19 protein-coding genes are annotated in these 26,600 nt (G+C 60.1%); 6 read left to right on the top strand and 13 right to left on the bottom strand.

Annotated features, from left to right (window positions below; genetic code table 11):
• Window positions 1–39: 39 nt before the first annotated feature.
• Window positions 40–1,467, bottom strand: coding sequence for an arginine-ornithine antiporter (gene arcD / locus ABTV22_RS14185; protein WP_433741049.1), 1,428 nt, complete (start codon window positions 1,465–1,467; stop codon window positions 40–42).
• Window positions 1,468–1,909: 442 nt separating this feature from the next.
• Here arcD (ABTV22_RS14185) and arcD (ABTV22_RS14180) point away from each other — a divergent pair, with 442 nt between their 5' ends.
• The 5 genes from arcD (ABTV22_RS14180) to ABTV22_RS14160 all read left to right on the top strand — a co-directional run bounded on the left by arcD (ABTV22_RS14180) (window position 1,910) and on the right by ABTV22_RS14160 (window position 7,225).
• On the top strand, window positions 1,910–3,337 hold the full coding sequence (gene arcD, locus ABTV22_RS14180) for an arginine-ornithine antiporter (protein ID WP_433741047.1): 1,428 nt from the start codon (window positions 1,910–1,912) through the stop codon (window positions 3,335–3,337).
• A 34-nt stretch (window positions 3,338–3,371) separates the two neighbouring features.
• Window positions 3,372–4,628, top strand: coding sequence for an arginine deiminase (gene arcA, locus ABTV22_RS14175; protein ID WP_433741045.1), 1,257 nt, complete (start codon window positions 3,372–3,374; stop codon window positions 4,626–4,628).
• A gap of 65 nt (window positions 4,629–4,693) precedes the next feature.
• Window positions 4,694–5,704, top strand: a complete 1,011-nt coding sequence (locus tag ABTV22_RS14170) for an ornithine carbamoyltransferase (protein WP_433741043.1) — start codon at window positions 4,694–4,696, stop codon at window positions 5,702–5,704.
• Between the two features lie 151 nt (window positions 5,705–5,855).
• Window positions 5,856–6,785, top strand: a complete 930-nt coding sequence (arcC, locus tag ABTV22_RS14165) for a carbamate kinase (protein ID WP_433741041.1) — start codon at window positions 5,856–5,858, stop codon at window positions 6,783–6,785.
• Window positions 6,786–6,862: 77 nt separating this feature from the next.
• Complete coding sequence (locus tag ABTV22_RS14160; RefSeq protein ID WP_433741040.1) at window positions 6,863–7,225, top strand: DUF5064 family protein; 363 nt, start codon at window positions 6,863–6,865, stop codon at window positions 7,223–7,225.
• 788 nt (window positions 7,226–8,013) lie between these two features.
• On the opposite strand, the gene ABTV22_RS14155 is transcribed toward ABTV22_RS14160, so the two are convergent.
• The 7 genes from ABTV22_RS14155 to ABTV22_RS14125 form a co-directional block, all read right to left on the bottom strand.
• Window positions 8,014–9,660, bottom strand: coding sequence for a fatty acid--CoA ligase (locus ABTV22_RS14155; protein ID WP_433741038.1), 1,647 nt, complete (start codon window positions 9,658–9,660; stop codon window positions 8,014–8,016).
• A gap of 165 nt (window positions 9,661–9,825) precedes the next feature.
• The gene (locus tag ABTV22_RS14150) at window positions 9,826–11,604 is read right to left on the bottom strand and encodes an acyl-CoA dehydrogenase C-terminal domain-containing protein (protein ID WP_433741036.1); all 1,779 of its coding nucleotides are present in this window, start codon (window positions 11,602–11,604) and stop codon (window positions 9,826–9,828) included.
• Window positions 11,605–11,668: 64 nt separating this feature from the next.
• A complete protein-coding gene (locus tag ABTV22_RS14145) occupies window positions 11,669–14,152 on the bottom strand; it encodes an efflux RND transporter permease subunit (protein WP_433741034.1) in 2,484 nt (827 codons plus the stop codon).
• A gap of 31 nt (window positions 14,153–14,183) precedes the next feature.
• Window positions 14,184–15,257, bottom strand: a complete 1,074-nt coding sequence (locus ABTV22_RS14140) for a WD40/YVTN/BNR-like repeat-containing protein (RefSeq protein ID WP_433741032.1) — start codon at window positions 15,255–15,257, stop codon at window positions 14,184–14,186.
• Between the two features lie 64 nt (window positions 15,258–15,321).
• Window positions 15,322–16,680 (bottom strand): DUF1329 domain-containing protein, encoded by a 1,359-nt coding sequence (locus tag ABTV22_RS14135; RefSeq protein ID WP_433741030.1) that lies wholly within the window; start codon window positions 16,678–16,680, stop codon window positions 15,322–15,324.
• A gap of 39 nt (window positions 16,681–16,719) precedes the next feature.
• Window positions 16,720–18,735, bottom strand: coding sequence for a DUF1302 domain-containing protein (locus ABTV22_RS14130; RefSeq protein ID WP_433741028.1), 2,016 nt, complete (start codon window positions 18,733–18,735; stop codon window positions 16,720–16,722).
• A 133-nt stretch (window positions 18,736–18,868) separates the two neighbouring features.
• Window positions 18,869–19,435: an RBBP9/YdeN family alpha/beta hydrolase gene (locus ABTV22_RS14125; RefSeq protein ID WP_433741026.1), complete on the bottom strand. Its 567-nt coding sequence runs from the start codon at window positions 19,433–19,435 to the stop codon at window positions 18,869–18,871.
• A 259-nt stretch (window positions 19,436–19,694) separates the two neighbouring features.
• On the opposite strand from ABTV22_RS14125, the gene ABTV22_RS14120 reads away from it, so the two are divergent.
• Entirely contained in the window at window positions 19,695–20,744 is a 1,050-nt protein-coding gene (locus ABTV22_RS14120) for an AraC family transcriptional regulator (protein WP_433741025.1), read from the top strand.
• A 1,321-nt stretch (window positions 20,745–22,065) separates the two neighbouring features.
• On the opposite strand, the gene ABTV22_RS14115 is transcribed toward ABTV22_RS14120, so the two are convergent.
• From ABTV22_RS14115 to ABTV22_RS14095, 5 genes are all read right to left on the bottom strand, one after another.
• Window positions 22,066–23,076: a YeiH family protein gene (locus ABTV22_RS14115; protein WP_433741023.1), complete on the bottom strand. Its 1,011-nt coding sequence runs from the start codon at window positions 23,074–23,076 to the stop codon at window positions 22,066–22,068.
• Window positions 23,073–23,399 carry a Rieske (2Fe-2S) protein gene (locus ABTV22_RS14110; protein ID WP_433741021.1) on the bottom strand — a complete coding sequence of 109 codons (327 nt, stop codon included), beginning with the start codon at window positions 23,397–23,399 and terminating at the stop codon, window positions 23,073–23,075. The genes ABTV22_RS14115 and ABTV22_RS14110 overlap by 4 nt, the downstream gene beginning before the upstream one ends.
• A complete protein-coding gene (locus tag ABTV22_RS14105; protein ID WP_433741019.1) occupies window positions 23,396–24,058 on the bottom strand; it encodes a DsbA family oxidoreductase in 663 nt (220 codons plus the stop codon). Before ABTV22_RS14105 ends, ABTV22_RS14110 begins: the two co-directional genes overlap by 4 nt.
• Complete coding sequence (locus ABTV22_RS14100; RefSeq protein ID WP_433741018.1) at window positions 24,055–25,383, bottom strand: MFS transporter; 1,329 nt, start codon at window positions 25,381–25,383, stop codon at window positions 24,055–24,057. Before ABTV22_RS14100 ends, ABTV22_RS14105 begins: the two co-directional genes overlap by 4 nt.
• A gap of 92 nt (window positions 25,384–25,475) precedes the next feature.
• Window positions 25,476–26,528, bottom strand: coding sequence for a 3-keto-5-aminohexanoate cleavage protein (locus tag ABTV22_RS14095; protein ID WP_433741016.1), 1,053 nt, complete (start codon window positions 26,526–26,528; stop codon window positions 25,476–25,478).
• Window positions 26,529–26,600 lie beyond the last annotated feature (72 nt).

Raw genomic sequence — 26,600 nt, 5'->3', positions numbered from 1 at the left:
AATTGTCGCTTTAACCGCAGGGGCCTGTTTTCAATAAACTCACAACGACAGCACTCCGCTGTACAACCCATAGGCGGCCAATCCTGCGCCGATGAGCACGCCGGTAAAAATCGCCTTTTCGACATGGGTGAACAGTGGCTCGCCCTGCTCATGCTTGGCCTTGGCGAACAGAATCACACCGGGTGCGTACAACAGCGCCGACAGCAGCAAATATTTCACCCCGCCGGCATACAACAGCCAGGTCGCATACACCAGCGCGATGCCGCCAATCATCAAGTCCTTGGTGCGCTCGGCCGATGCGTTTTCATAGGTTTCACCGCGTCCGCTCAACAGCACCGCGTACGCCGCCGACCACAGGTACGGCACCAGAATCATCGACGACGCGAGATAGATCAGGCTGGTGTAAGTACCGGCGGAAAACAGCGTGATCAACAGAAAACCCTGGATCATGATGTTGGTCAGCCACAAGGCATTGACCGGCACATGGTTTTTGTTTTCCCGGGTCAGGAAAGCCGGCATGGTCTTGTCCTTGGCGGTGGCGAAGAGGATTTCGGCGCACAGCAGCGCCCAGGACAATAAGGCGCCCAGCAGGGAAATCGCCAGGCCGATGCTGATCAGCAATGCCCCCCAGGGGCCGACGATGTGTTCCAGCACCGCCGCCAGCGACGGGTTCTGCAAGCCGGCCAATTCGGGCTGGCTCATGATGCCCAGCGACAACACATTGACCAGCACCAACAGAGCCAACACGCCGATAAATCCGATCACGGTGGCCCGCCCGACGTCCGAGCGTTTCTCCGCCCGGGCTGAATAGACGCTGGCGCCTTCGATGCCAATGAACACGAACACGGTCACCAGCATCATGTTGCGGACCTGGTCCATCACGCTGCCGAAGTTCGGATTGCTGTGGCCCCATATGTCGCGGGTAAAGACGTCGGCCTTGAAGGCCACGGCGGCGATGACGATAAACATGATCAGCGGCACAACCTTGGCCACGGTCGTCAGCTGATTGATGAACGCCGCCTCCTTGATCCCACGCAAGACGAGAAAGTGCACGGCCCACAGCAAAATGGAGGCGCACCCGATGGCGATCGGCGTATTGCCCTGGCCAAAGATTGGAAAGAAATAACCCAGGGTGCTGAACAGCAGGACGAAATAGCCGACGTTGCCCAGCCAGGCGCTGATCCAGTAGCCCCAGGCCGAGGAAAAGCCCATGTAATCGCCGAACCCGGCCTTGGCATAGGCGTACACGCCGGAGTTGAGTTCTGGTTTGCGATTGGCCAGGGTCTGGAAGACAAAGGCCAGGGTCAGCATGCCCACGGCGGTGATCGCCCAACCGATCAGCACAGCACCGGCATCGGCGCGCTCCGCCATGTTCTGTGGCAGGGAGAAAATCCCGCCGCCAATCATCGATCCCACCACCAGAGCAATCAGCGCACTCAAACGGAGCTTTTGCGTCGGTTGCGACATTCCTGTGTCTCCTTGGCCCGTGCGGTCATCGTCGCGAGACCGTCACATCTTTGGATTTAAGCTAAACAGAGTAAGCGTAATAACGTTTATTAACTAATGCTCGACCAGGGCTTGTTTTTTTATACCTAATCACTCTAAGCGCCTTATGCCGAAATAGCCAACGTGTTGGAAGACAGCGAAATTGCAAATATACCCATTTGAACTTTACAAAACGGAAAAACGAACTAGCGTCTAAACTTCAATAGACCCCGTTTGTGGTTATCTAGCATTGGCCGAGCCCTCTGGAAAGGGGTTCTCCCGGTTACAGGCATAAATCGGCATCAATTTTTCAAATTGAGATTAATTGGCAAGCATTGGCGGCCGGGCATTGATCCAAGTCAGTTTTTGAATAGCGAAGAACACTAAGCTGTTTACTCTCTTTATCCCGCAATGGAGGCACACCATGTCAGATACCCCCGGAAAATTGCGACTAGGCGCATTGGTAGCGTTGGTTGTCGGTTCCATGATTGGCGGCGGGATTTTCTCTTTGCCCCAGAACATGGCCGCCAGTGCCGACGTTGGCGCGGTGTTGATCGGCTGGGCGATCACCGCAGTCGGCATGCTGACCCTGGCCTTTGTCTTCCAGACACTGGCCAACCGAAAGCCTGACTTGGACGGCGGTGTGTATGCCTACGCCAAGGCCGGTTTCGGCGACTACATGGGCTTCTCGTCCGCCTGGGGGTACTGGATCAGCGCCTGGTTGGGCAACGTGGGGTACTTCGTACTGCTGTTCAGCACCCTCGGTTACTTTTTTCCGATTTTTGGGGAAGGCAACACGGTGGCCGCCATCATTGGCGCCTCGGTCTTGCTCTGGGCCGTGCATTTCCTCGTATTGCGAGGGATCAAGGAAGCGGCGTTCATCAACCTGGTGACCACGGTTGCCAAGATCGTTCCGCTGCTGCTGTTTGTATTGATCGCGATTTTCGCCTTCAAACTGGACATCTTCACCGCTGACATCTGGGGCGTGAAAAACCCGGACCTGGGCAGTGTGATGAACCAGGTGCGCAAAATGATGCTGGTCACCGTGTGGGTGTTCATCGGTATCGAAGGCGCGAGCATCTTCTCGGCCCGGGCGGAAAAACGCAGCGACGTTGGTAAGGCCACCGTGATCGGCTTCATCACCGTGTTGCTGTTCCTGGTACTGGTGAACGTACTGTCGCTGGGCATCATGACCCAACCGGAACTGGCCAAACTGCAGAACCCTTCGATGGCGGCGGTGCTCGAGCATGTGGTCGGTCACTGGGGTGCGGTACTGATCAGCGTTGGTCTGATCATCTCGCTGTTGGGGGCCCTGCTGTCGTGGGTACTGCTGTGTGCGGAGATCATGTTCGCCGCCGCGAAAGACCACACCATGCCGGAGTTCCTGCGCAAGGAAAACGCCAACCATGTACCGGTCAACGCCTTGTGGCTGACCAACGCGATGGTGCAGCTGTTCCTGATCATCACCCTGTTTTCTGCCAGTACTTATCTGTCGCTGATCTACCTCGCCACCTCGATGATTCTGGTGCCATACCTGTGGTCGGCGGCTTATGCACTGCTGCTGGCGGTACGGGGCGAGAGTTATGAAAACGATAGTGGCGATCGCAGCAAGGACCTGTTGATTGGCGCGATCGCCCTGATCTACGCGATCTGGCTGATCTATGCCGGCGGCATGAAGTACCTGCTGCTGTCCGCCCTGCTCTATGCCCCCGGCGTGATCCTGTTCGCCAAGGCCAAGATGGAACTCAAAAAACCTGTTTTCACCAATATCGAGAAGCTGATTTTTGCAGCCGTAGTCGTAGGTGCCGTGGTGGCGGCCTATGGGCTGTATGACGGCTTCCTGACGCTGTAAGCCCCGAAGAATTCTTAACTGGAGGAACATTGAAATGACCACGGAAAAAGTTAAGTACGGCGTTCATTCCGAAGCCGGCAAACTGCGCAAAGTCATGGTTTGCTCCCCCGGCCTGGCCCACCAGCGGCTGACGCCGAACAACTGCGACGAATTGCTGTTCGATGATGTGCTGTGGGTCGCCCAGGCCAAGCGTGATCACTTCGACTTCGTCACCAAGATGCGTGAACGCGGCATCGAAGTACTGGAAATGCACAACCTGCTGACCGACATCGTCAGCAATAAAGAGGCGCTCGACTGGATTCTCTCGCGCAAAATCACCCCCGATACCGTCGGGGTGGGCCTGATCAACGAAGTGGGCTCCTGGCTGCGCAGCCTGGAACCCCGCCAGATTGCCGAGTTCCTGATTGGTGGCGTTTCGGCCGATGACCTGCCGGATGCATTCGGTGGCAAGGCCATTCAGATGTTCCGCGACTTCCTCGGCCACTCAAGCTTCCTGTTGCCGCCCCTGCCCAACACTCAGTTCACCCGCGACACCACCTGCTGGATCTACGGCGGCGTGACGCTCAACCCGATGTACTGGCCGGCGCGCCGTCAGGAAACCCTACTGACCACCGCCATCTATAAATTCCACCCGCAATTCACCAACGCCGACTTCCAGATTTGGTACGGCGACCCGGACAAGGACCACGGCGCTTCGACCCTCGAAGGCGGCGACGTGATGCCAATCGGCAACGGTGTAGTCCTGATCGGCATGGGCGAACGTTCGTCACGCCAGGCCATTGGCCAACTGGCGATCAACCTGTTCAAGAACAAGGCCGTGGAAAAAGTCGTGGTCGCCGGCCTGCCGAAATCCCGCGCAGCGATGCACCTGGACACCGTGTTCAGTTTCTGCGACCGCGACCTGGTAACCATCTTCCCTGAAGTGGTGAACCAAATCGTCGGCTTCACCCTGCGTCCGGACGAAAGCAAACCAGGCGGCATCGACATCCGCCGCGAAGAAGGCCACTTCCTCGACGTCGTGGCCAAGGCCCTCAACCTCAAAGAGCTGCGCGTCGTACAAACCGGCGGCAACAGCTTCGCCGCCGAACGCGAACAGTGGGACGACGGTAACAACGTGGTGGCCGTGGAGCCTGGCGTGGTCATCGGTTACGACCGCAATACCTACACCAACACCCTGCTGCGCAAGGCCGGTGTGGAAGTCATCACCATCAGCGCCGGCGAACTTGGCCGCGGACGTGGCGGCGGCCACTGCATGACCTGCCCGATCATCCGCGATCCAATCGACTACTAACCTATTAACCCTCGGCCGCCGTCCCACAGGACGCGCGGCCTGGCCCACACCTTAGGAGATCCAAAATGGCGTTCAATATTCATAACCGCAATCTGCTGAGCCTGGAACACCACACCCCTCGCGAATTGCGCTACCTGCTCGACCTGTCCCGTGATCTCAAGCGCGCCAAATACACCGGCACCGAACAACAGCACCTCAAGGGCAACAACATCGCCCTGATCTTCGAAAAAACTTCGACCCGCACCCGTTGCGCCTTCGAAGTCGCCGCCTATGACCAGGGGGCCAACGTCACCTACATCGACCCGAACTCCTCGCAGATCGGCCACAAGGAAAGCATGAAGGACACCGCCCGCGTGCTGGGGCGCATGTACGACGCGATCGAATATCGTGGCTTCAAGCAGGAAATCGTCGAAGAACTGGCCAAGTTTGCCGGCGTCCCGGTGTTCAACGGCCTGACCGATGAATACCACCCGACGCAAATGATCGCCGACGTGCTGACCATGCGCGAACACGCCGACAAGCCGGTACACGAAATCAGCTACGCCTACCTGGGCGATGCCCGCAACAACATGGGTAACTCGCTGCTGCTGATCGGTGCCAAGCTGGGCATGGACGTGCGTATCTGCGCACCGAAAGCCCTGTGGCCCCATGACGACCTGGTCGCACGCTGCAAAAAATACGGTGAAGAAAGCGGTGCCCGCATCACCCTGACCGAAGACCCGAAAGCTGCGGTCAAAGGCGTGGACTTCATCCACACCGACGTGTGGGTGTCGATGGGCGAGCCTGTTGAAGCCTGGGCCGAGCGTATCCAACAACTGCTGCCGTACCAGGTCAATGCCGAGCTGATGAAAGCCACCGGCAACCCACGCACCAAGTTCATGCACTGCCTGCCGGCGTTCCACAACAGCGACACCAAGGTCGGCAAGCAGATCGCCGAGCAATACCCGAACCTGAAGAACGGCATTGAAGTGACCGATGACGTGTTCGAGTCGCCAGCCTGCATCGCCTTCGAGCAAGCGGAAAACCGCATGCACACCATCAAGGCGATCCTGGTGTCGACCCTGGCTGACCTGTAACTAAATCGGCAGGTCGAACTACGCGACCTGCTGTTTTTACCTGTAGGAGCGAGGCTTGCCCGCGAGGCGGTCGGCCTGACACACCGCAAAAACCCATTCGCGGGCAAGCCTCGCTCCTACGGGATCACCGAACTCTCAAAGGACTTGCATCATGCGTATCGTCGTTGCTCTGGGCGGTAACGCCCTGCTTCGCCGGGGTGAGCCCATGACCGCTGACAACCAGCGCGCCAATATCCGGATCGCCACCGAACAGATCGCCAAGATCCATCCCGGCAACCAACTGGTCATCGCCCACGGCAATGGCCCTCAAGTCGGCCTGCTGTCGCTGCAAGCGGCGGCTTACACCTCCGTGACCCCTTACCCGCTGGACGTGCTCGGTGCGGAAACCGAAGGCATGATCGGCTACATCATCGAACAGGAACTGGGCAATCTGCTGGACTTCGAGGTGCCGTTCGCCACCCTGCTGACCCAGGTCGAAGTCGATGCCAATGACCCGGCGTTCAAGAACCCCACCAAACCCATCGGCCCGGTGTACTCCAAGGCTGATGCAGAAAAACTCGCCGCCGAAAAAGGCTGGGCGATTGCCCCGGACGGCGACAAATATCGCCGCGTGGTGGCCAGCCCCAAACCCAAGCGCATTTTCGAGATTCGCCCGATCAAGTGGTTGCTGGAAAAAAGCAGCATCGTGATCTGCGCTGGCGGTGGCGGCATTCCGACCATGTACACCTCGCCCGGCAAACTCGAAGGCGTGGAGGCGGTGATCGACAAGGACCTGTGCTCGGCGCTGCTGGCCGAACAGCTGGAAAGCGATTTGCTGGTCATCGCCACTGACGTCAACGGTGCCTATATCGACTACGGCAAGCCAACCCAGAAAGCCATTGCCCAGGCCCACCCTGACGAAATGGAAAAACTGGGCTTCGCCGCCGGCTCCATGGGGCCAAAAGTGCAGGCAGCCTGCGAATTCGCGCGCAACACCGGGAAAGTCGCGGTGATCGGTTCACTCTCGGACATCGAAGCGATTGTCCAGGGCAAGGCTGGTACCCGCATCTCTACCGAGAAATCAGGCATCAGCTATGTTTAAACAGCGCGTATAAGAAGAAAATACCAGGGCAGATCGAGGGTCTGCCCTACTTAAATGCCTTTGAAGGAGAAGTAACAATGGCTACGTTCACGCCCGGTCATTTGCACATTGAGCGCCACGCGCTGAACGATAAAGATGTCAGCTACAACATCTACATCGATTACAAGGTCGAATCGGACCCCAAGGAAGGCAAAGGCATGCAATTCAGGATGCATGGCACGATCCAGGGCAAGACGGTCGATGACCCGTTCTTCCTGCCCAAGGATCAGGCCTACAACTTCGCCAGCAACGTGACGAAAATCGCCGAGAAATATGGCATTCCCAAGGCACTGAGCAGCATCGGTTCGATTCACAAACACTACGACGCGATGTTCGAAGATGTAAGGGTGCAGTTGAACATGAAATCCGGCGACCCAGTCAATCCCGAGCATCTGGATTAACCCACACACAATCCTGTAGGCGCGAGGCTTGCCCGCGATCAGCCGGCACATTCAACACCCATGTCGAATGACACACCGCTATCGCGAGCAAGCTTCGCTCCTACGGCTTGATCGGTGCACTACACAGCCCTGTAGGAGCGAGGCTTGCCCGCGAAGAGGCCGGCACCTTCAACACCCATATCGAATGACACACCGCTATCGCGAGCAAGCTTCGCTCCTACAGCTTGATCGGTGCACTACACAGCCCTGTAGGAGCGAGGCTTGCCCGCGATGAGGCCGGCACATTCAACATCCATGTCGAATGACACACCGCTATCGCGAGCAAGCTTCGCTCCTACGGGGCTGTGTAGTGCACCGATCAAGCTGTAGGAGCGAAGCTTGCCCGCGAAGAGGCCGGCACCTTCAACACCCATATCGAATGACACACCGCTATCGCGAGCAAGCTTCGCTCCTACAGCTTGATCGGTGCACTACACAACCCGGTAGGAGCGAGGCTTGCCCGCGAAGAGGCCGGCACATTCAACATCCATGTCGAATGACACACCGCTATCGCGAGCAAGCTTCGCTCCTACGGCTTGATCGCTGCACCCCACAATCCCGTAGGAGCGAGGCTTGCCCGCGAAGAGGCCGGCACATTCAACATCCATGTTGAATGACACACCGCTATCGCGAGCAAGCTTCGCTCCTACAGCTTGATCGGTGCACTACACAACCCGGTAGGAGCGAGGCTTGCCCGCGAAGAGGCCGGCACATTCAACATCCATGTCGAATGATCGGTGCATCCAGGGTCAAGAGACTTCGAACTGCTCGCGAATCAACTTCTTGTTGATTTTCCCGACGCTGGTTTTGGGGATGTCGGTCACGATCCGGATTTGCCTCGGGATCGCCCATTTGTTGATCCGGCCACTCTCGACATACTGCTGCAGATGCACCGACAGTTGCTGCGAACTGATGCACACTTGCGGCGCACATACGACCAGTGCCACGGGCCGCTCGCCCCACTGCGCATCAGGGATGCCGACCACTGCCACCGAGACCACGGCCGGGTGTTCGCTGATCAGGCTTTCCAGCTCCAGCGAGCTGATCCACTCCCCGCCCGTCTTGATCACGTCCTTGATCCGGTCCTTGATTTCCACCACGCCCCGGGCGTCGATCGAGGCAATGTCACCCGTGTGCATCCAGCCGCTTTCCCAGAGCTGTGCGCCTTGCTCGGGCGACTTCAGGTAGCCCTGGGTCAACCACGGCGCACGGACCACAATCTCGCCCACCGACTCGCCATCGTGAGCGACTTGATTGCCGTCGGCATCGACGATCCTCAAATCCACCATTGGCACCGCCACACCGGTCTTGATCCGCGCGGCGACCTGGTCGTGCAACGGCTGATCGAGTTCGGCATCGCTCAAGTGCGCCAGACACAGTAACGGGCAGGTTTCCGACATACCGTAGCCGGCGTAGACATGCATACCCCGCTCCGTCGCGAGGTCGGCCAGACCATGGGTCAAGGCACTGCCGCCCAAGAGCATCTTCCAGCCCCTGAAGTCAGTGTGGCTGGCTTCATCGCAGCCCAGGATCATTTGCAGAATGGTCGGTACGCAGTGGGAAAAACTCACCTTCTCTTCGCGGAACAACCGCACCAGGGCGTTGGGTTCATAACGACCGGGGTACACCTGCTTGATGCCCATCAAGGTCGCGACATAAGGCACGCCCCAGGCATGGACGTGGAACATCGGGGTGATGGGCATGTACACGTCGTCAGAGCGCAGCAGCGGCCGACCTTGATACACGCCGAGGGCGCCCACGGCATTGAGCGTGTGCAACACCAATTGGCGATGGGTGAAGTAAACGCCCTTCGGATCGCCCGTGGTGCCGGTGGTGTAGAACAGCGTGGCGACGGACTGCTCGTCGAAGTCCGGGAAGTCGAAATGCGGTTCGGCGCTGGCCAGCAGACTTTCGTATTCACCCAGTACCGGCAGCTTGGCCGAGGGCGCTTCGCCGTCGCTGAGCTGGATGAAGCCCTTGACGGTGGTCAGCTGATCCTGGATCTGCTCCATCAGGGGCAGGAAGTCGTCATGCACCAGCACCAGGTCATCCTCGGCGTGGTTCATGGTGTAGAGCACCTGGTCCGCCGAAAGACGAATGTTCACCGTGTGCAAGACCGCGCCAAGCATCGGCACGGCAAAAAAACATTCCAGATAACGGTGGCTGTCCCAATCCAGCAACGCCACGGTATCCCCTGCCTTGACGCCGGCACGGGTCAGCGCGTCGGCCAGGCGCTGAATGCGCTCATGGAGCGTGCGGTAGTTGTAGCGCAGCTTGTCCGCGTAGACGATTTCCTGATCGGGCGAATAACGACCGCCGGAGAGCAACAGGCTCTTGATCAACAAGGGATAGGTGTAGGCACCTGGTGCCGGCGGGATTATTTTTGTGGTCACCACAGTCAAAGCTTCCTGTTGCTATTGGTTGCTCCTGTGGGAGCGGCGGTGCGACGATTCGACTTGCAAGCGAAAGCGTCGGGTCAATCAGTAATGAGTCAACTGACCGAAAGCATTCGCGAGCAAGCCCGCTCCCACAGAAGTCCGAGTCAAATGGATGGTTCGTTGTCAGAACTGCGCGGCGTCGAGCAGGAACAACGATTCGCTACCGGCTTTCACCGAGGCGCTCAACGAGTGAATCCGTGGCAGCAGGCGGGCGAAGTAGAAGCGTGCCGTGCCCAGCTTGCTGGCGTAGAAATCGTCTTGCGTTTCCTTGCCCAATGACGCCTGGGCCATCAGTGCCCACATGTAGGCGTAAGCCGTGTAGCCGAATGCCTGCAAGTACTCCACCGAAGCGGCCCCGATCTCTTGTGGATTGGCCTGGCAGCGATCCAGTACCCACGCGGTCAGTTCGTCGAGGTTATCCAGCGCCGCTTCGAGCGGCTTGGTGAACTCGGCCAAGCCGATGTCCGCCGTGGCAGCGAAGTGACGAATCTCATCGGCAAACAATTTGTAGGCCTCCCCGCCATTACCGACGATCTTGCGCCCCACCAGGTCCAGGGCCTGAATACCGTTGGTGCCTTCGTAGATCTGGGTGATGCGCACGTCGCGCACCAGTTGCTCCTGGCCCCATTCGCGGATGTAGCCGTGACCGCCGAACACTTGCTGACCGTGAACAGTGGTCTCCAGGCCCATGTCCGTCAGGAACGCCTTGGCGACCGGAGTCAGCAGCGCCACCAGCTCTTCCGCACGCTTACGCGTCTCGGTGTCTTCACTGAACTTGGCGGTGTCCAGTTGCATAGCCACGTAAGTGGAAAACGCACGACCGCCTTCGTTCGCCGCTTTCATGGTCAGCAGCATGCGACGCACGTCCGGGTGGACGATGATCGGATCGGCGACTTTGTCCTTGTTTTGCGCGCCGGTTGGCGAGCGGCTTTGCAGACGGTCACGGGCGTACTCAACAGCGTTCTGGTAGGAGCGCTCACCCGTGGCCAGGCCCTGGATGCCGACGCCCAGACGCTCGTAGTTCATCATGGTGAACATCGCCGCCAGGCCCTTGTTCGGCTCGCCGACCAGATAACCCACGGCTTCGTCGAAGTTCATCACGCAGGTCGCGGAGGCCTTGATACCCATCTTGTGTTCAATCGAACCGCAGTTGGCCGGGTTTCGCCCGCCCAGGCTGCCGTCGGCATTGACCATGAATTTCGGTACCAGGAACAGCGAAATGCCTTTCGGGCCCGCCGGGGCGTCCGGCAGCTTGGCCAGCACCAGGTGAATGATGTTTTCGGCCAGGTCGTGCTCGCCCGCGGTGATGAAAATCTTGGTACCGCTGACCTTGTAGGAACCGTCGGCCTGAGGTTCGGCCTTGGTACGGATGATCCCCAGGTCAGTGCCGGCGTGCGGCTCGGTCAGGCACATGGACCCGGTCCAGACGCCGGCGTACATGTTCGGCAGGTACGCCGCCTTCAGTTCTTCGCTGGCGTGGGCATTGAGTGCAAGGCAGGCGCCGGCGGTCAGCATCGGGTACAGGCCGAACGAAAGGTTGGCACCGTTGACCATTTCCTCGACCTGGGCGCCAATCACCTTGGGCATACCCATGCCGCCGTACGCCGGATCACCGCCCACGCCAGCCCAGCCACCCTCGGCAAAGGCACGATAAGCCTCGACAAAGCCCTCGGGCGTCGTCACCTCGCCATCGCGCCACGCGCAGCCTTGCTCGTCGCCACTGCGATTGAGCGGAGCAATGAGACCTGCCGCGACTTTACCGGCTTCTTCGAGCACGGCGTTGGCCGTGTCCTGGTCCACCACTTCGGCCAGCGCCGGCATGGAAGCCCACAGCTCGGAAACGTTGAAAACTTCGTTGAGTACGAAACGAATGTCGCGCAGGGGTGCTTTGTAATCAGACATGTTTGAAAGACTCAGGCAATGTCAGGGCCATCCAATTGGCCCTGGTCAATGGAAGTGACACTCCTCAGGAGTGAACGCCAACACGCTCCACCACAGGTTCGGTGGACTTTGCTGCAGTCGGTTTGACTTTTCGCAGCAGGAAATAGGACAGCGCCGGGATCAGGATCAGTGCACCGAGCATGTTCCACAGGAACATGAAGGTCAGCAGGATGCCCATGTCGGCCTGGAACTTGATGGGCGACCAGGCCCAGCACACCACGCCCGCGGCCAGGGTAATGCCGACCAGTCCGACGACCCGTCCGGTGAACGACACCGCGTTGCGGTAGGCCTGCGCCAACGGCATGCCCTGACGCTGGTATTGCAGCTGCACGCTGAGCAGGTACAAGGCGTAGTCCACGCCAATCCCGACCCCCAGTGCAATCACCGGCAAGGTAGCCACCTTCACGCCAATGCCCATGACCACCATCAGCGCTTCGCACAGGATCGACGTCAGGATCAGCGGCAACAGCGCTACAACGGTTGCCCGCCAGCTACGGAAGGTGATCAGGCAGAACAGCGTCACCGCCGCGTACACGTACAGCAGCATGGTGTGGTTGGCTTCGCGCACCACGATGTTGGTGGCAGCTTCGATCCCGGCGCTGCCGGCGGCCAACAGGAACTGGCGATCGGCGGTGCTGTTTTCCTTGGCGAAGCGATCGGCGACAGCCACCACGGCATCCAGGGTTTGCGCCTTGTGGTCTTTGAGGAAGGCGATCACCGGCATCAGCGAGCAGTCGGTGTTGAACAGTTCCGGGGCGTTGACCGAGGCCTGTTGCGCGGCATAGTTCAATACGTTTTGGTTGCGCTGAATGCTGTTGAGCTTGGGGTTACCCTCGAAGGTACCGGCTGTGATCTGGCGCACCGCGTTGACCAGCGATGAGGTGGCCTGCACGCCCGGCACCTGCTGCAACTCCCACGCCAGGCGGTCAGCCAGGATCAGTGTCTGGTAGTTCAGGCAACCTTCGGGAGCCGTCTTGATCATCACCGCGAACAGATCGCTGGACAGCGCATAGTGACTGGTGATGTAGGCGTTATCGCGGTTGTAACGCGAGTCAGCACGCAGCTCCGGCGCACCGCTGTCGAGGTCGCCGATCTGCAGGTTCAGGCTGACCATGAAACCGACAATGCCCAGCACCAGGGCAACCAGCACCGTGCCCGTCGCCCACTTCGGCGTGGTGAAGCGGTCGAGCATGTCCCACAGCTTGCCGAATCCGCGATGCTCGGCGGCGCGGGTGTCGATTTTCAACGCACGGGTGGCGGCCTTGCTGCCAACGCCCACGTACGACAGTGCCACTGGCATCAGCAACAGCGACGTAAAGATCAGCACCGCGACACCGATACTGGCGGTAATGGCCAGGTCCTGGATCACCGGAATGTCGATCAGCATCAGTACCGCAAAGCCCACGGCGTCGGCCAGCAACGCGGTGACCCCGGCAATGAACAGGCGGCGGAAGGTGTAGCGCGCGGCAATCAGCTTATGGGTGCCACGGGCGATGTCCTGCATGATGCCGTTCATCTTCTGCGCGGCGTGGGACACGCCGATGGCAAAGATCAGGAACGGTACCAGTACCGAGTACGGATCAATGGCATAGCCCAGCCAGGCGACAATGCCCAGCTGCCAGACCACCGCGATCAATGAACAGCCAACCACCAGCAGCGTGCTGCGCACACAACGGGTGTAGGCATAGATGATGACCAGCGAGGTCACCACGGCCAGGCCGAAAAACATCATCACCTGGATCAGGCCGTCGATCAGGTCACCCACCAGTTTGGCGAAGCCGATCACGCGGACCTTGTAATGGCCCTTGCCCTCTTCCCCGGCCTTGTGCTCTGCGCCTGCGTACTCGATCTTGTCGCGCAGGCGCTCTTCGAGCATCCGCGAAAACTTGTGATAGTCGATGCCATGGCCGGTGGCCGAGGCCTTGTCCAGCAGTGGCACGATCAACATGGTGGACTTGAAGTCGCTGGCCACCAGGCTGCCGACGATGCCGGCGCGGTTGATGTTCTGCCGTAACTGCTCGATGTCTCCAGGGGTACCCTTGTAGGCATCAGGCATCACCGGGCCGCCCTGGAAACCCTCTTCGGTGGCTTCGGTCCAGCGTACCGCCGGGCTCCACAGGGACTTCATCCAGGCACGGTCGACGCCTTCGGTCAGGAACAACTCATCGTTGACCTGCTTGAGTACGTTCAGGTACTCGGGGTCAAAAATGTCACCCTGGGTGTTCTCCACCACGACCCGTACCGAACTCCCCAGGCCGCGCAGCGATTGGCGGTTCTCGAGGAAATTCTTAATGTACGGCTGACTCTGCGGAATCATCTTCTCGAAACTTGGGCGCAACTCCAGGCGGGTTGCCATCATGTAGCCCAGTAACACGGTGATCATCGCCATCAGCAGCATGAACACCGGACGGTGGTTGAACACCCACCGTTCCAGGCGATTGCCCGAACGGTGATCGAAGTCACGCAAGTCGCCAATCACCGGCATGGTGTCTTGCTGAATATTGCCCATAGGTGGGTACCCGCTCTGATTTTATTGGTTCTTATTCTTTGGAAAGCGACCGCGCACCACGACTGCCGACCACGATCAGCGAGCCATCGGCAGCCTGCACTGCACCTGCCACGGGGGACTGGTTTTGCTGGGCGATCAGTTGCAGTCGAGTCGCGGCAGACTGGCTGAGCAACTCGTGCCCGGCCTGGGTGAACAACCGGAAGCGGCCGTCATTGCCCTGAGCCGCCGCGGTGATGCTGACTTGCAGGCCGGTCTCCAGCAGCGTCCAGTTGGCGCCGCCATCGGTGCTGCGCAACACATGTCCGCGCAACCCGTAAACCAGCACTTCGCCGGGTTTGCCGATCACCCCGAAGAAGCTGCCCTGGTAGGGGGTCTGCAAGGCTTTGAAGCGTTGCCCGGCGTCATCCCATTTCATCAGCAGGCCTTGTTCGCCGGCGATGTAAAGCCCATCGCCCGTGGAGGCAATGGCGTTGAGGTGAAAGCCCTGCGGGTTTTCGGTACGGTCCTGGAACGGTGTCCAGTGCTTGCCACCGTCTTCGGTACGCAGGATCAGATTGAACACACCGACCACGTAGCCGATGTTGTCGTCGGCAAACCAGACATCCAGCAGGGGCTTGTCGGCGCCCTCCTCGACCAGTCGCTGACCATCGGCGACCAATAACGGCCATTGCTCGTTGTCGGGCTCAGCCTGGGCCAATGCCGAGTAATGCTTGACCAGCACGTCGCCGATCTGGCGTCCATCAAGTTGCTTGTCCCAGGTTTCGCCGCCATCGCTGCTGTGCAGCACTACACCATCGCCGCCGACGGCCCAGCCGTTCTTGGGTGAGGGAAAGTACACGGCATTGAGGTCGGCACTGACTGGAACGGCGGCCTGGCGCCATTGCTGGCCGGCGTCATCGGAAAAAAGAATGTGGCCTCGCTGGCCCACGGCAACCAGTCGGTCGCCGGCACGGGTCGCGTCCAGCAAGGGGCTGCGCACGGCCAGGGCACTGGGCTTGGCGGGCAGATCAAGCACGTCGACGTAGGCGGCAGCCTGAGCGAATCCTTGCGACAGAGCCAGCGCGGCGCCCATCAGCAGCGGCACGCACTTCTTGAACGAATACATACGGCGTCCTCATAAGAAAACTGCGCCGGGTGCCCGCAGGCGACCCGGCGTTCAAACCCGATGCTTAGCGAATGCCGGCGCCCGCCAGGGATTCCGGCGACCACTGCGCGTTGGACAGCGAGTTGATGTAGTGGATGCCGCCGTATGGGCCAACCACACCGTTGATGTTGTAAGCGCCGCCGACCAGGTCGTAGATCATGAACGGGGTGGAGTCTGGAACCTGTTTGTCGTAGCTCTGGCTCAGGAACGCGAAGGAACCACGGTAGAGCTGACCACGAGCGTCGTACTGGTCGGATGCCAGAGCGGCCCAGCTGTCTTCATCCAGGTAGAAGCGACGCTTCTGGTAGACGTGACGGGCGCCGGCCTTGAGGTTGCCCTCGACCACCCACACGCGGTGTTTTTCCCAACGCACGAAATCAGGCGCGATGTGGTTGGCGGTGGTCAGGCTTTTCGGGTCCTGAGCGTAGGTCAACTTGTAGGTGTTGTACGGCACGATCATTTCTTGCTTGCCGACCAGCTTCCAGTCGTAGCGATCCAGCGCGCCGTTGAACACGAACACGTCGTCGTAGGTGCCCGCGCCGGCTGTGCCTGGGTTTGGCGTGTCATAGGCCAGGTTCGGTGCCAGTTTCACCCGACGCTGCCCCGGCAGGTATTGCCAGGCGCGACGTGGCTGTGCCAGCGGGTTGGTGGCGTCCTTGAGCATGATCGACTCACCGGCCCGACGTGCTGGACCGGTGTAATACAGCTTCATCTGGTAGTACACGTCGGAGCTGGTGATTGGCTGCGACATGTTCTCGTAGATCGGATAGGTGATGAACGCCTGGCCGGTGATCGCGAGGCTTGGCACACCGGCCGAGTCAACGTTCCACGAGTCGTATTTGGAGTTGATGTTGACGCCCTGGTAACGCAGCAGGAAGTTCCACATCGCTTCGGCGCCCGATTGCGGGATCGGGAACGGCACGCCAGGCAATACGTTGTCGATGGCCAGGCCGCCTTCAAGGGACTTGGCGCCCGTGGCGTTTTTCACGCTGTTGTCCAGCACTGCTTGCGGCAAGGCCACGGTGCGGTGGGTCGGGAACACATCGACGCGGAACGTCGGGAAACGCTTGGCCAGTTCGACCGTGGTGGCCGTCAGCATGTTTTTGTACTGGTCGACGTTCTTGCCATCGATCACCAGCACCGGTTTTTCGTTGGCGAACGGGTCCGGACGCATGCTGTCGCCGCTCTTGTAACCGGCCGGGGCCGTGGTCAAGCCACCGGCATAGGCTGGAATCGAGCCGTCGGCGTTGGCGGCTTTTTCGGCGCCTACCAGGGTCAGGCTGGTGCCCAGCTTGCCGGCTTCCTGCGGCGATACGGCGGCCTGAGCGTGGGCGGCCAAGGTCATGGCCAGTGAAGCGGCCAACAGGGTTTTGACGAATTTCATGGTTTCTAACTCCTGCTTATTGACTAAGCATTGGGTGAATCAAAAGGTGGTTTTCAGCGTCAGGTACATCGCGCCACGGTCTTCTGTGGTCGCACCGCCACCCGAGAAGGCTGAATAGCCGCCGGCGAAGCACGCATAGTTTTCGTTACCGCTAAAGGCGTTCGGCGTGGAGCCGTCGCCACTTCCGGCGTTGGCAGCACCGGTGCTGTTACCGCTGACGTTGCACTTGTCAGCCTTGCCGAAGGAGTCCACGTACTTGAGGTCGACGAAGTACTTGTTGTAAACGATGGCACCGACGCCGACGGCGTAGTTGCCGGTGTCCTTGGCACCACCGCCCGATACCGGGGAAACGCCGTCGATACCGACGTTGACCGACATCGGCGTGTTCAAGTCCACGCCAGGGAATACCTGGTACCAGGTCGGGGTGAAGTTGACCGCGACGCCCCAGTTGTCACGGGTCGGCGCATCGATGCCACGGTAAGTGTCCTTGCCCTTGTAGAGCGCCTCGTTCTTGCTATCGAGTTTGAGCAGGTTGCTGTAGTACAGCTCGCCCAGCAGCACGGCCGAATCGAACACCGGCGTCTTGGGCAAGGTCATCAGACCGTTGAGTGTCCAGTGCAGGGTGTCGCCGGTGGCGCTCATGCTGTCGCCATCGTGCGGGGTGTCGTAGATCACGCCGGTAGCAGCCGAGCGCGGCGGCAGCAGGCCGAGGCCCTGCCCCAGGCCCAATGGGCTGTTGGTGCTGACGATGGCCGGGATACTGGCCAGCGGCATGTTGTGGCGGAAGTTCAGGTCACTGCCGACGCTGACGCCACCGATATCCTTGGACAAACTGAAGCCGAAGATGTCGATCTTGTCGGAGTAAGCCAATTGATAGGTGGCTGTGCTCAACGAGTTCAGGGTGTTGACCACGGCCGGCACTTGGCCCCGTGGCGGCGTACCGTTGGCATTGGCCGAGGTCAGACCACGAGCGTCAAGCCAGGCTTGAGGCAGGATGTCTGAGGTCTGGCGGTAGTAAAAGCCAAGTGTGCCGTCCAGCCAGGCGGGCGACCATTTGGCCATGACACCCCAGTCGCCGGAGTTGCGCGGCGTCAGGTCATCGCCGCGACGCACGTTGGTCAATGCGTTGCAAGGTGCCAGGCCGCAACCGAGCGGGCTGCCTGGGGTGATGGAGTTGGTGTTGCCCAGCAGGAACGACTTCGCGCCGAAGCCCACCAGGTCCGAACCACCGTAGTAGGTACCGGCCTCAGGCAGGCGCGCCGCATCCCAATCCAGGAAATACTGGGCGCCGACCGTCCACTCGGGGTTGAGGGTGAACGACATCGACAACTGGTTGCGTGGAACGAACAGTTCCTTGGCCTCGGTGCCTGGCGATGCCGCCAGCTTGGCCAGGTCCAGGCCGGACTGGCCATAGCTCATCGAATGCACCGGGTTGAGGATGGTTTCACCCCAGAACACGTTGTGCTGGCCAGCCTTGACGCTGAACATCGACTCTTCGCCCACTTCGGTGCTGTAGAACACAAAAGCATCGAGAATCTCACCGGACGGACCGGTGTAGTAACGCTGGGCGTAGTTGCTCAGATGAGGGCTGCCGAAGCCGACGTTGTCATTGGTCACGCCAGCCAGACGCGGGTCATTGGCGACCAGGCCCGAGGTATCTTTATTGCCGTTGACGAACGGGTTGGAGTTGGAGCCAGTGTTTTCATAGGCCTTGTCGTACCAGCTGGCGGCGCTGACACGAAAACCCATGTTTTGCTGGTAGACCACGTCCATCTCGGTCAACAGATCGAGACGGTTGGTGATGTTGGTCCCGGACTTGCGGAAGTTGTAGTCGCCGTCGTTGTTGTTCGGCGTGCCCAACATACGCTTGTCGGCACCTTCGGTGCGCACGCCGTAGTTGTACTTCACGGTGTTATCGAAACGAATGTTCCAGTCGGGATTGCCGGTGTCCAACTCCATGGCATGGGCAGCTGGCATTGATGCCGCCAGGACCGCCAGGGCCAGTAAACTGCGACGCGAAGGAAGTGTGTAGCCGTAACTCTTATTGTTGTGCATAGCGTTGGCTCCGCCTTTTTGTATTTGTTTTAAGCGCAGGGGTCCCCGCGCAGGCGCCCGGTAAGAGCGCGCCAGTGCATTGGGGAGTTTGGACGAATGCCGGTTGGCGGGTAGCCGGACCGGCGCGTTTTTTTTAGCGATCCAGGTCCAGAATGAGTGATTCTGCCTGGGGCCAAGGGCCGAAGCCCGAAGCCGGATTGAGGTGGCCGACGGCGCCGAGATTGACCAGCTCCGCCTCCCAGTCCCGGGCCATGTGAGTGACCGCGGCGAAGCTGGCGAGGTGATCGTCGGTGCTGGCAGCGACAATGCTGCGAAAGGGTAGCGCCCCTTGGGGCATTGGGGTCCAGCCGTGCTCACGAAGGGTTTGCGGGCTTGGGTAGTTTTGCGGCCATTGGGCCGACAGATCCGGCGGCGCGGCCAACAGCGCGCCCTTGATCGGACGACTGTAGCGGGCAGCCCAGTGCGCAACCATCAGCACGCCGGCACTGTGGGCGACGAGGATCACTGGCCCGTCGATTTGCTCCAGCTCATGCTGGATCGCCCGGACGCGAGCAGCACAGTCGAGCTTGTCGGTCTCAAGTGGGGGAACGCTACGTACTTTGCTCAAACGGGCTTCAAGCAACGTTTGCCAATGTTCGGCTACGTGCTCACGCAGGCCCGGTACGATCAGAACGGTTGCGGTGGTATGCAATTTATCCACTGGAACACCTTCGGCTTCTCGGTGACGTGCTTGACTCATTGGTCAGGCGTTTTTTGTAGTACCGACATTAAAGAGCCAGAGGAGGCCGCGCTTTTCATTTGACGACAGTGACTTTTCTTTTGATGACAGCTTAACTAGAGCTGCCAAGTGGCCGCTTTTAAGCTGTTAACGTGACCTTACACAGCTGTTCAATTGCTGGCGTGATGGCTATATTCGGCCACACTCGTTTCCATTGGATCCACTGCAGGAACGCCTCTGCATGACAAAGCTCGTTCGCGCCGCTGTCCTGACAAACTACTTGGAAGTCGCTCATTACCAGGGCTTCAATCCGCACGATTTACTGGCGAGTGTCGGCCTGAGCAAGGCCCGGCTGCAAACGCCCGAGTACCGAATCCCGATCGATGCGGCCGTTCGCCTGCTGGAGGATTCGGCCACTGCCAGCGGTTGCCAGACCTTCGGTCTGAGCATGGCCGAGTCGCGCCATCTTTCGGATTTCGGGGTGGTCAGTTTACTGCTAAGCCATCAGCGCACCTTGCGCGAAGCGTTGCAGGTGCTGGTGCACTATCGGCATCTGATGAACGAATCGCTGGCCATCCACATCGAAGAAGCCGGCAAGATGGTGATCATCCGCGAAGAAGTCATCACCGCTACACCCATGCCCTGCCGGCAAGCCAATGAACTGGCCATCGGCGTGATGTTCCGTCTGGCCTCTGCCCTGCTCGGCACCCACTGGCAGCCCTACAGCGTCAACTTCACCCACCAGCCACCGGACAACCTGCACCTGCATCGGCGCCTGTTCGGCTGCAAACTGGAATTTGGCAGCGAGTTCAACGGTATCGTTTGCCCCGATGCCAGCCTGGACATGACCAACCCCCACGCCGACCCGGCAATGGCGCGTCACGCCCAGCGCTATCTCGACTCGCTGCAGAGCCACGAGGGACCCTCGACGCTGTTTGAAGTACGCAAGGCCATCTACCTGCTGCTGCCCATGGGACGCGCCACCATCGAGCAAATCGCGCAGAGCCAGGGCATGAACGTGCGGACTTTGCAGCGTCGCCTGAAAGAAGACGGCTGCGCCTTCAACGACCTGATCAACGACGTGCGCCGCGACCTGGTGATTCGATACCTGGAAAACCCGAACTATTCGCTGGGGCGCATCGCCGACATGCTGGGCTACTCCATGGCCAGCTCCTTCACGCGCTGGTTCATCAGCCAGTTCGGCATGCCACCGGCGACCTGGCGCAGCACGCAAAAACCCGGCACGTTGAAAGCACCCTCTGACGTGAACACCCTCCCCGACTCAGAGTAAAAACCGAGCGCTGTGAGAGCGGACGGCGTTCCGACTTGCCCGCGAAGAACGATAATGCGGTAGACCAGATGCACCGCGGCGCCTGGTTCGCCCGTAGGAGCGAGGCTTGCCCGCGAAGAACGATAACGCGGTACACCAGATGCACCGCGGCGTCTGGTTCGCCCGTAGGAGCGAGGCTTGCCCGCGAAGAACGATAATGCGGTAGACCAGATGCACCGCGGCACCTGGTTCGCCGGCAAGCCTGGCTCCTACGGGCGAAGAACGATAACGCGGTACACCAGATGCACCGCGGCGCCTGGTTCGCCCGTAGGAGCGAGGCTTGCCCGCGAAGAACGATAACGCGGTACACCAGATGCACCGCGGCGTCTGGTTCGCCCGTAGGAGCGAGGCTTGCCCGCGAAGAACGATAACGCGGTACACCAGATGCACCGCGGCGCCTGGTTCGCCCGTAGGAGCGAGGCTTGCCCGCGAAGAACGATAACGCGATACACCAGACTCACCGTGGCGTCTGGTTCGCCGGCAAGCCTGGCTCCTACGGGCGAAGAACGATAACGCGGTACACCAGATGCACCGCGGCGCCTGGTTCGCCCGTAGGAGCGAGGCTTGCCCGCGAAGAACGATAACGCGGTACACCAGATGCACCGCGGCGCCTGGTTCGCCGGCAAGCCTGGCTCCTACGGGCGAAGAACGATAACGCGGTACACCAGACTCACCGCGGCGCCTGGTTCGCCCGTAGGAGCGAGGCTTGCCCGCGAAGAACGATAACGCGATACACCAGACTCACCGCGGCGCCTGGTTCGCCCGTAGGAGCGAGGCTTGCCCGCGAAGAACGATAACGCGGTACACCAGATGCACCGCGGCGCCTGGTTCGCCGGCAAGCCTGGCTCCTACGGGCGAAGAACGATAACGCGATACACCAGACTCACCGCGGCTGGTTCGCCCGTGGTTGCCCGCGAACGATAACCGATACACCAGACCGCGGCGCCTGGTTCGCCCGTTGCCCGCGAAGAACGATAACGCGGTACACCAGATGCACCGCGGCGCCTGGTTCGCCGGCAAGCCTGGCTCCTACGGGCGAAGAACGATAACGCGGTACACCAAACTCACCGCGGCGCCTGGTTCGCCGGCAAGCCCGGCTCCTACAGGCGAAGAACGATAACGCGGTACACCAGATGCACCGCGGCGATGGTGAGGAATAAAAAACGGCGACCGCAGGAACGGTCGCCGCAAAATAACCGGCGCTGTGGCACCGGTTGTCAGCCGCACTACGCCTAGGAGGAGACATAATGCGGCCCTGCCACTTCGAGGGCGCGGTGCTGGCTTACATGCCCCAATGCAGCAACAGCAGCACCAGCACAACCAGAAACACCGTCTCCCCCACCATCAGCAGGATCGGCTTGATACCCACCGACGCCAGTTCCTTGAGCTGGGTCTTCATGCCCAAGGCACTGATGGAAACCACCAGGGCCCAGCGCGACAGGTCATTGACCGTCCCCTGCACCATCGGAGCCACCCAACCCGTGCTGTTGATGCACGCCAGAATCAGAAAACCGACCGCGAACCACGGCAACAGCGGCGGTCGCTTGCCGGTGGGATCGGCGCCCTGCATGCGGGTAATCATGGCCGCGCAGACGATCACCGGCAGCAGCATCGCCACCCGCATCAGCTTGACCACCGTGGCCGTATCGCCGGTTTCGGTGGACATGCTGTAGCCAGCGCCGACCACCTGGGCCACATCATGAATAGTGGCGCCCAGGAAGACCCCGGCCACTTGCGGCGACAATGCCAGCCACTTGGCAATCATCGGGTACACGATCATCGCCAGGGTCGACAGCGCCGACACCCCGATCACGGTGAACAAGGTGGCACGTTCTTTTTGTGGATGGTTGGGCAGCGCCGCAGCCAGGGCCAACGCCGCCGAAGCCCCACAAATCGCGGTGGCGCCGCCGGTGAGCATGCCGAATAGTCGCTGAAAACCCAGCGCCTTGGCAGCGATCACCGAGACACTGATCGTCACCACCACCAGAATCACCACCAGCGCAAAGGGCTTCCAGCCCAACGCGGCAATCTGTTCCAGGGTGATGCGCATGCCCAGCAGCGCGACGCCGATGCGCAATACGGTGCGCGCGGTAAATTCGATACCGGCCTTGCAACTGCCTTCACCGGCGAGAAAGTTCAGCGCCATGCCCAGCAGCAACGCGAACAGCATGACCGGTGCGCCGTAGTGCTCCGAAAGAAAAGTCGCCGCCGCTGCGACGATCAGGCTGACGATAAAGCCTGGCGCCAGTTCGCGCGTACGGCTATGGATACGGGTCAGGGCGATGGCGCTCATGGCGCGGTCTCCTCGGTAGCGATGACAAGGAATGTCTGATCGCCAATGACCTCGATCGGGTAGTTGGCAACCTTGAATGTTTTGGAGTTGAGCAAGTAACCGCTGGCCAGGTTGAACCGCAGTCCATGGGCGCAGCATTGAATCACCCGCCCGTCCAGGCGACCGCCACACAGGGACGCACCCTGGTGCGGACAGCTGTCGTCGATGGCGTACAGCTCACCGTCGACATTGAACAGCGCGATGCTTTTGTCATCGAATTCGAAGAGCGCACGGCCCCCGGCCTGCGGGAGTTTTCCGGCAGGCACATGTACACGCGTATTCATGAGGACTGTCGCTCGCCGCTACGGTCCAGCAAGGCTTCTTCCATGACGCCAAACAGGTCTTCGGCCGGATGCGCACCGACCACGGTCACACGCCGGTCGAACTGAAAGCATGGCACGCCGCCGGTAGCACCCGGATCGCCAACAAATGGCTCGCCATTGCCAAACAGGCAGTCGGCGACGAAACCGGAGTCGAAACCACAGGATTGTGCGATGGACAACAAGGTCTCGCGGCAACCCAAGTCCTCACCGAGGTGGAAGTAAGCGTCGAACAGCCGCTCGATCAAGTCGTCTCGCTGCTGGCTATTGCCCAGTACGCTGATCCGTTCCAACAGACGGTGGGCATCGGCAGTATTGGGCATGGTGACAATACGGTCGAAATCGATGGTTTCGCCGACCGCCAGCGCGGCCTGCTTCACCTGCGCCTGGCGCATCCGTACGGCATCGGCGCTGCCCAGACGCTTGCGATAGAACTCGACGAAGGGCGTACCTTGCACCGGCAATTCAGGCAACAGCTGGACCCCGTGCCACACCGTGGTGAACTCCACGTCCGGGTACTTGCCAAGCAACAACGCTTGAGCACGTTCCAGCTGGCGCTTGCCGATCAAGCACCAGGGGCAGATGAAATCCAGAAACACATCAATACGCAGACGACCACTCACAACTTCACCTCTAACCCTGATTCGCTGACCGACTCAGGCACACACTGGCCCTTAAGCCGGGCAATATCTTTGTGGTAATGACACTTGGCATAGAAGAACACCGCCGCCGCTGCAAGGCTGACCAACGGCACCAGTTGAAACGCGGCATGCAGGCCGATCAGGTCGGACACCTTGCCAGTGATGAACGGCCCTGGGGCCAACCCGAGCATGTTGTTAGCCAACGTCAGGGTGGCGAACGCCGTGCCGTGCACCGAGTAATGGGTCAGGTTGGCAACCATGGCCCCAGCGGGTCCCGTGGTGCCGGCGGCAATCAACATCCCCATGCAAATCAACATCAATTGCAGCGGCCCCGCCTGCAGCGCGAACGCCGCCGACAGCAACAGGCAACTGCCCAGGCAATACGCAATGGCCAAGGCCACCTTGCGCTCTGGAATGTTGCGGCACATGCGATCACTGAGCATGCCGCACAGGATCATTCCCGCACCGCTGCACAACACGATGATCGCCGCGATGCCACCGGCCTTGTCCGTGCCCATTTCGTAGTAACGATTCAAATAGCTGGGCATCCACACAATCACGGTGCCGCCGACAAACAGTTGCAAGCCGCTGCCAATGTAAGTGGCGATCACCGAAGGACTGGAAATCAGCGTACGCAATGGCTGCTTTACCTTTGCCTTGGCTTGGCCAAGGGCATTGGTTGCGCGTTGCGGCGCAATGCGTGCTTCCTTGACGATGATTGGATACAGCACTGCCAGCAGCAGGCCGAACAGCGCCATGCCAGCAAACGACCAACGCCAGCCCAATTTAGCGGCGATCGCACCGCCCAGGGCCATGCCCAGCACCGAGCCGAACATGCCACCGGCCATGAAGGCACTGGCCAACGTTGCCCGCATATGTTTGGGAAATACTGAAATCACCACCGCGATTCCGACGCTGCCGTACGCCGCTTCACCCACGCCGACCATGAACCGGGCGATAAACATGTGCTGGTAATCCTGCGCCAGCGCACAACCCAAGGTCGCCAGGCTCCACAGCAACGCCATCAGCGCCAGGCTTTTGACCCGACCGAAACGGTCTGCCATCAGCGACAGCGGAAACGTCAGCAAGCCGACCATCAAGGCAACGATACCGCTGAGCAAGCCAAGCTGACCGTCACTCAGCGCCCATTCTTCCTTGAGCAGCGGGAATACCGCGTTGAGCACTTGACGCGACATGTAATCGGAAATCAGCAGGCCGAACGTCAGGGCAAAGACGATCCAGGCATACTTGCGCGCAACGCTGACCGTACCGTCGTCATCGTCTGCGGCAATTGGATGAAAGGCCATACAGCCTCCTCGAAACGTTGTTTTTGTTGTTATCGAGCGTTTTGTTCAAACCACCGGGCGAGAGATCATCGACCTCCCGCCCTTTTTAGCGGTCAGCCGCGCTGCGGCACGCCTTTTTGCCCAGCCTTGCGGTTGGGGGCCATGCCGTTGGCCAACAGGGTTTCTTCGATGCTGTTGTACTTCACACCGATGCGATAGATCTCACGGGCTTCTTTGCCGGTGGCGATTTCGCGACCCAGCTCGTGGGCGATGCGCACGGTTTGCTTGATCTGATCGACCGAGCCGAAACGGTCGCCCTTGTGATCAATAATAGTGTCTTCGTTGCCCACGCGCGGGTGCATGCCCATGGCCATCGACATGGTGTTGAACGGCATGACGTTCTTGAGCAGCGACTCGGATGTCAGCGTGCAACCGTCCGGCGCGCGGTGGATGAAGTTGAAGAAGTTGAACGGGTTCGGACCGTCGAAACCGCCGCCGATGCCGATCCAGGTCAGGTTCAACGGGCCCATGTAAACGCCACGGCGAACCAGACGTTCAAGGGTTTCCAGGGCGTGCATGCCAGTCAGCTGGAAGTGCGGCTGGATGTCGTTGTCCATCAGGCGCTTGAGGTGCTCGGCGACCCAGGCTGGACCGGCCGGTACGGTCATTTCGCTGTAGGCGGCATGAACCAACGGGTTATCCAGGGAAGTGCCCTTGAGGTACTCCGGATACAGCAGTTCCATGATGTTCATCTGGGTGGTGTTGATCGCCACCGTGACCTGATCCGGTTTTGGCGTCAGCTCGGCCAGCATGTGGCGGGTATCGTCCGACAGCCATTTGGCCGCTTCACCTTCGCTCTCAGGGGCGAAGGAAATCGAACCGCCAACCTGGATGATCATGTCCGGCACGGCTTCACGCACACCGGCGATCAGTTCGTTGAACTTGGACAGGCGCTTGGAGCCCTTGCCGTCCAGTTCACGCACGTGCAGGTGCAAAACGGTGGCGCCGGCTTCATAGCAGTCCACTGCTTTCTGGACCTGCTCGTCCATGGTCAGCGGGATGTCTTCCGGGAAGTCTTCCGGCATCCATTCAGGACCATAAGGGGCCACGGTGATGACCACCTTTTCCATGTTTTCCGGGTGCAGGGAATCGTCGAAGAATTGCATGATTTACTCCAGTTCTTATGATTGTGCGCCCAGCCGGGTTTGATCCCGGCGGGGGGCTGTATGAGTGCGAAT

It is taken from the genome of Pseudomonas putida (genome assembly GCF_050990305.1).
GTDB lineage: Bacteria > Pseudomonadota > Gammaproteobacteria > Pseudomonadales > Pseudomonadaceae > Aquipseudomonas > Aquipseudomonas putida_AH.
The sequence above is the reverse complement of the archived record's forward strand: the minus strand, read 5'-3'. Positions and strand labels throughout refer to the sequence as shown.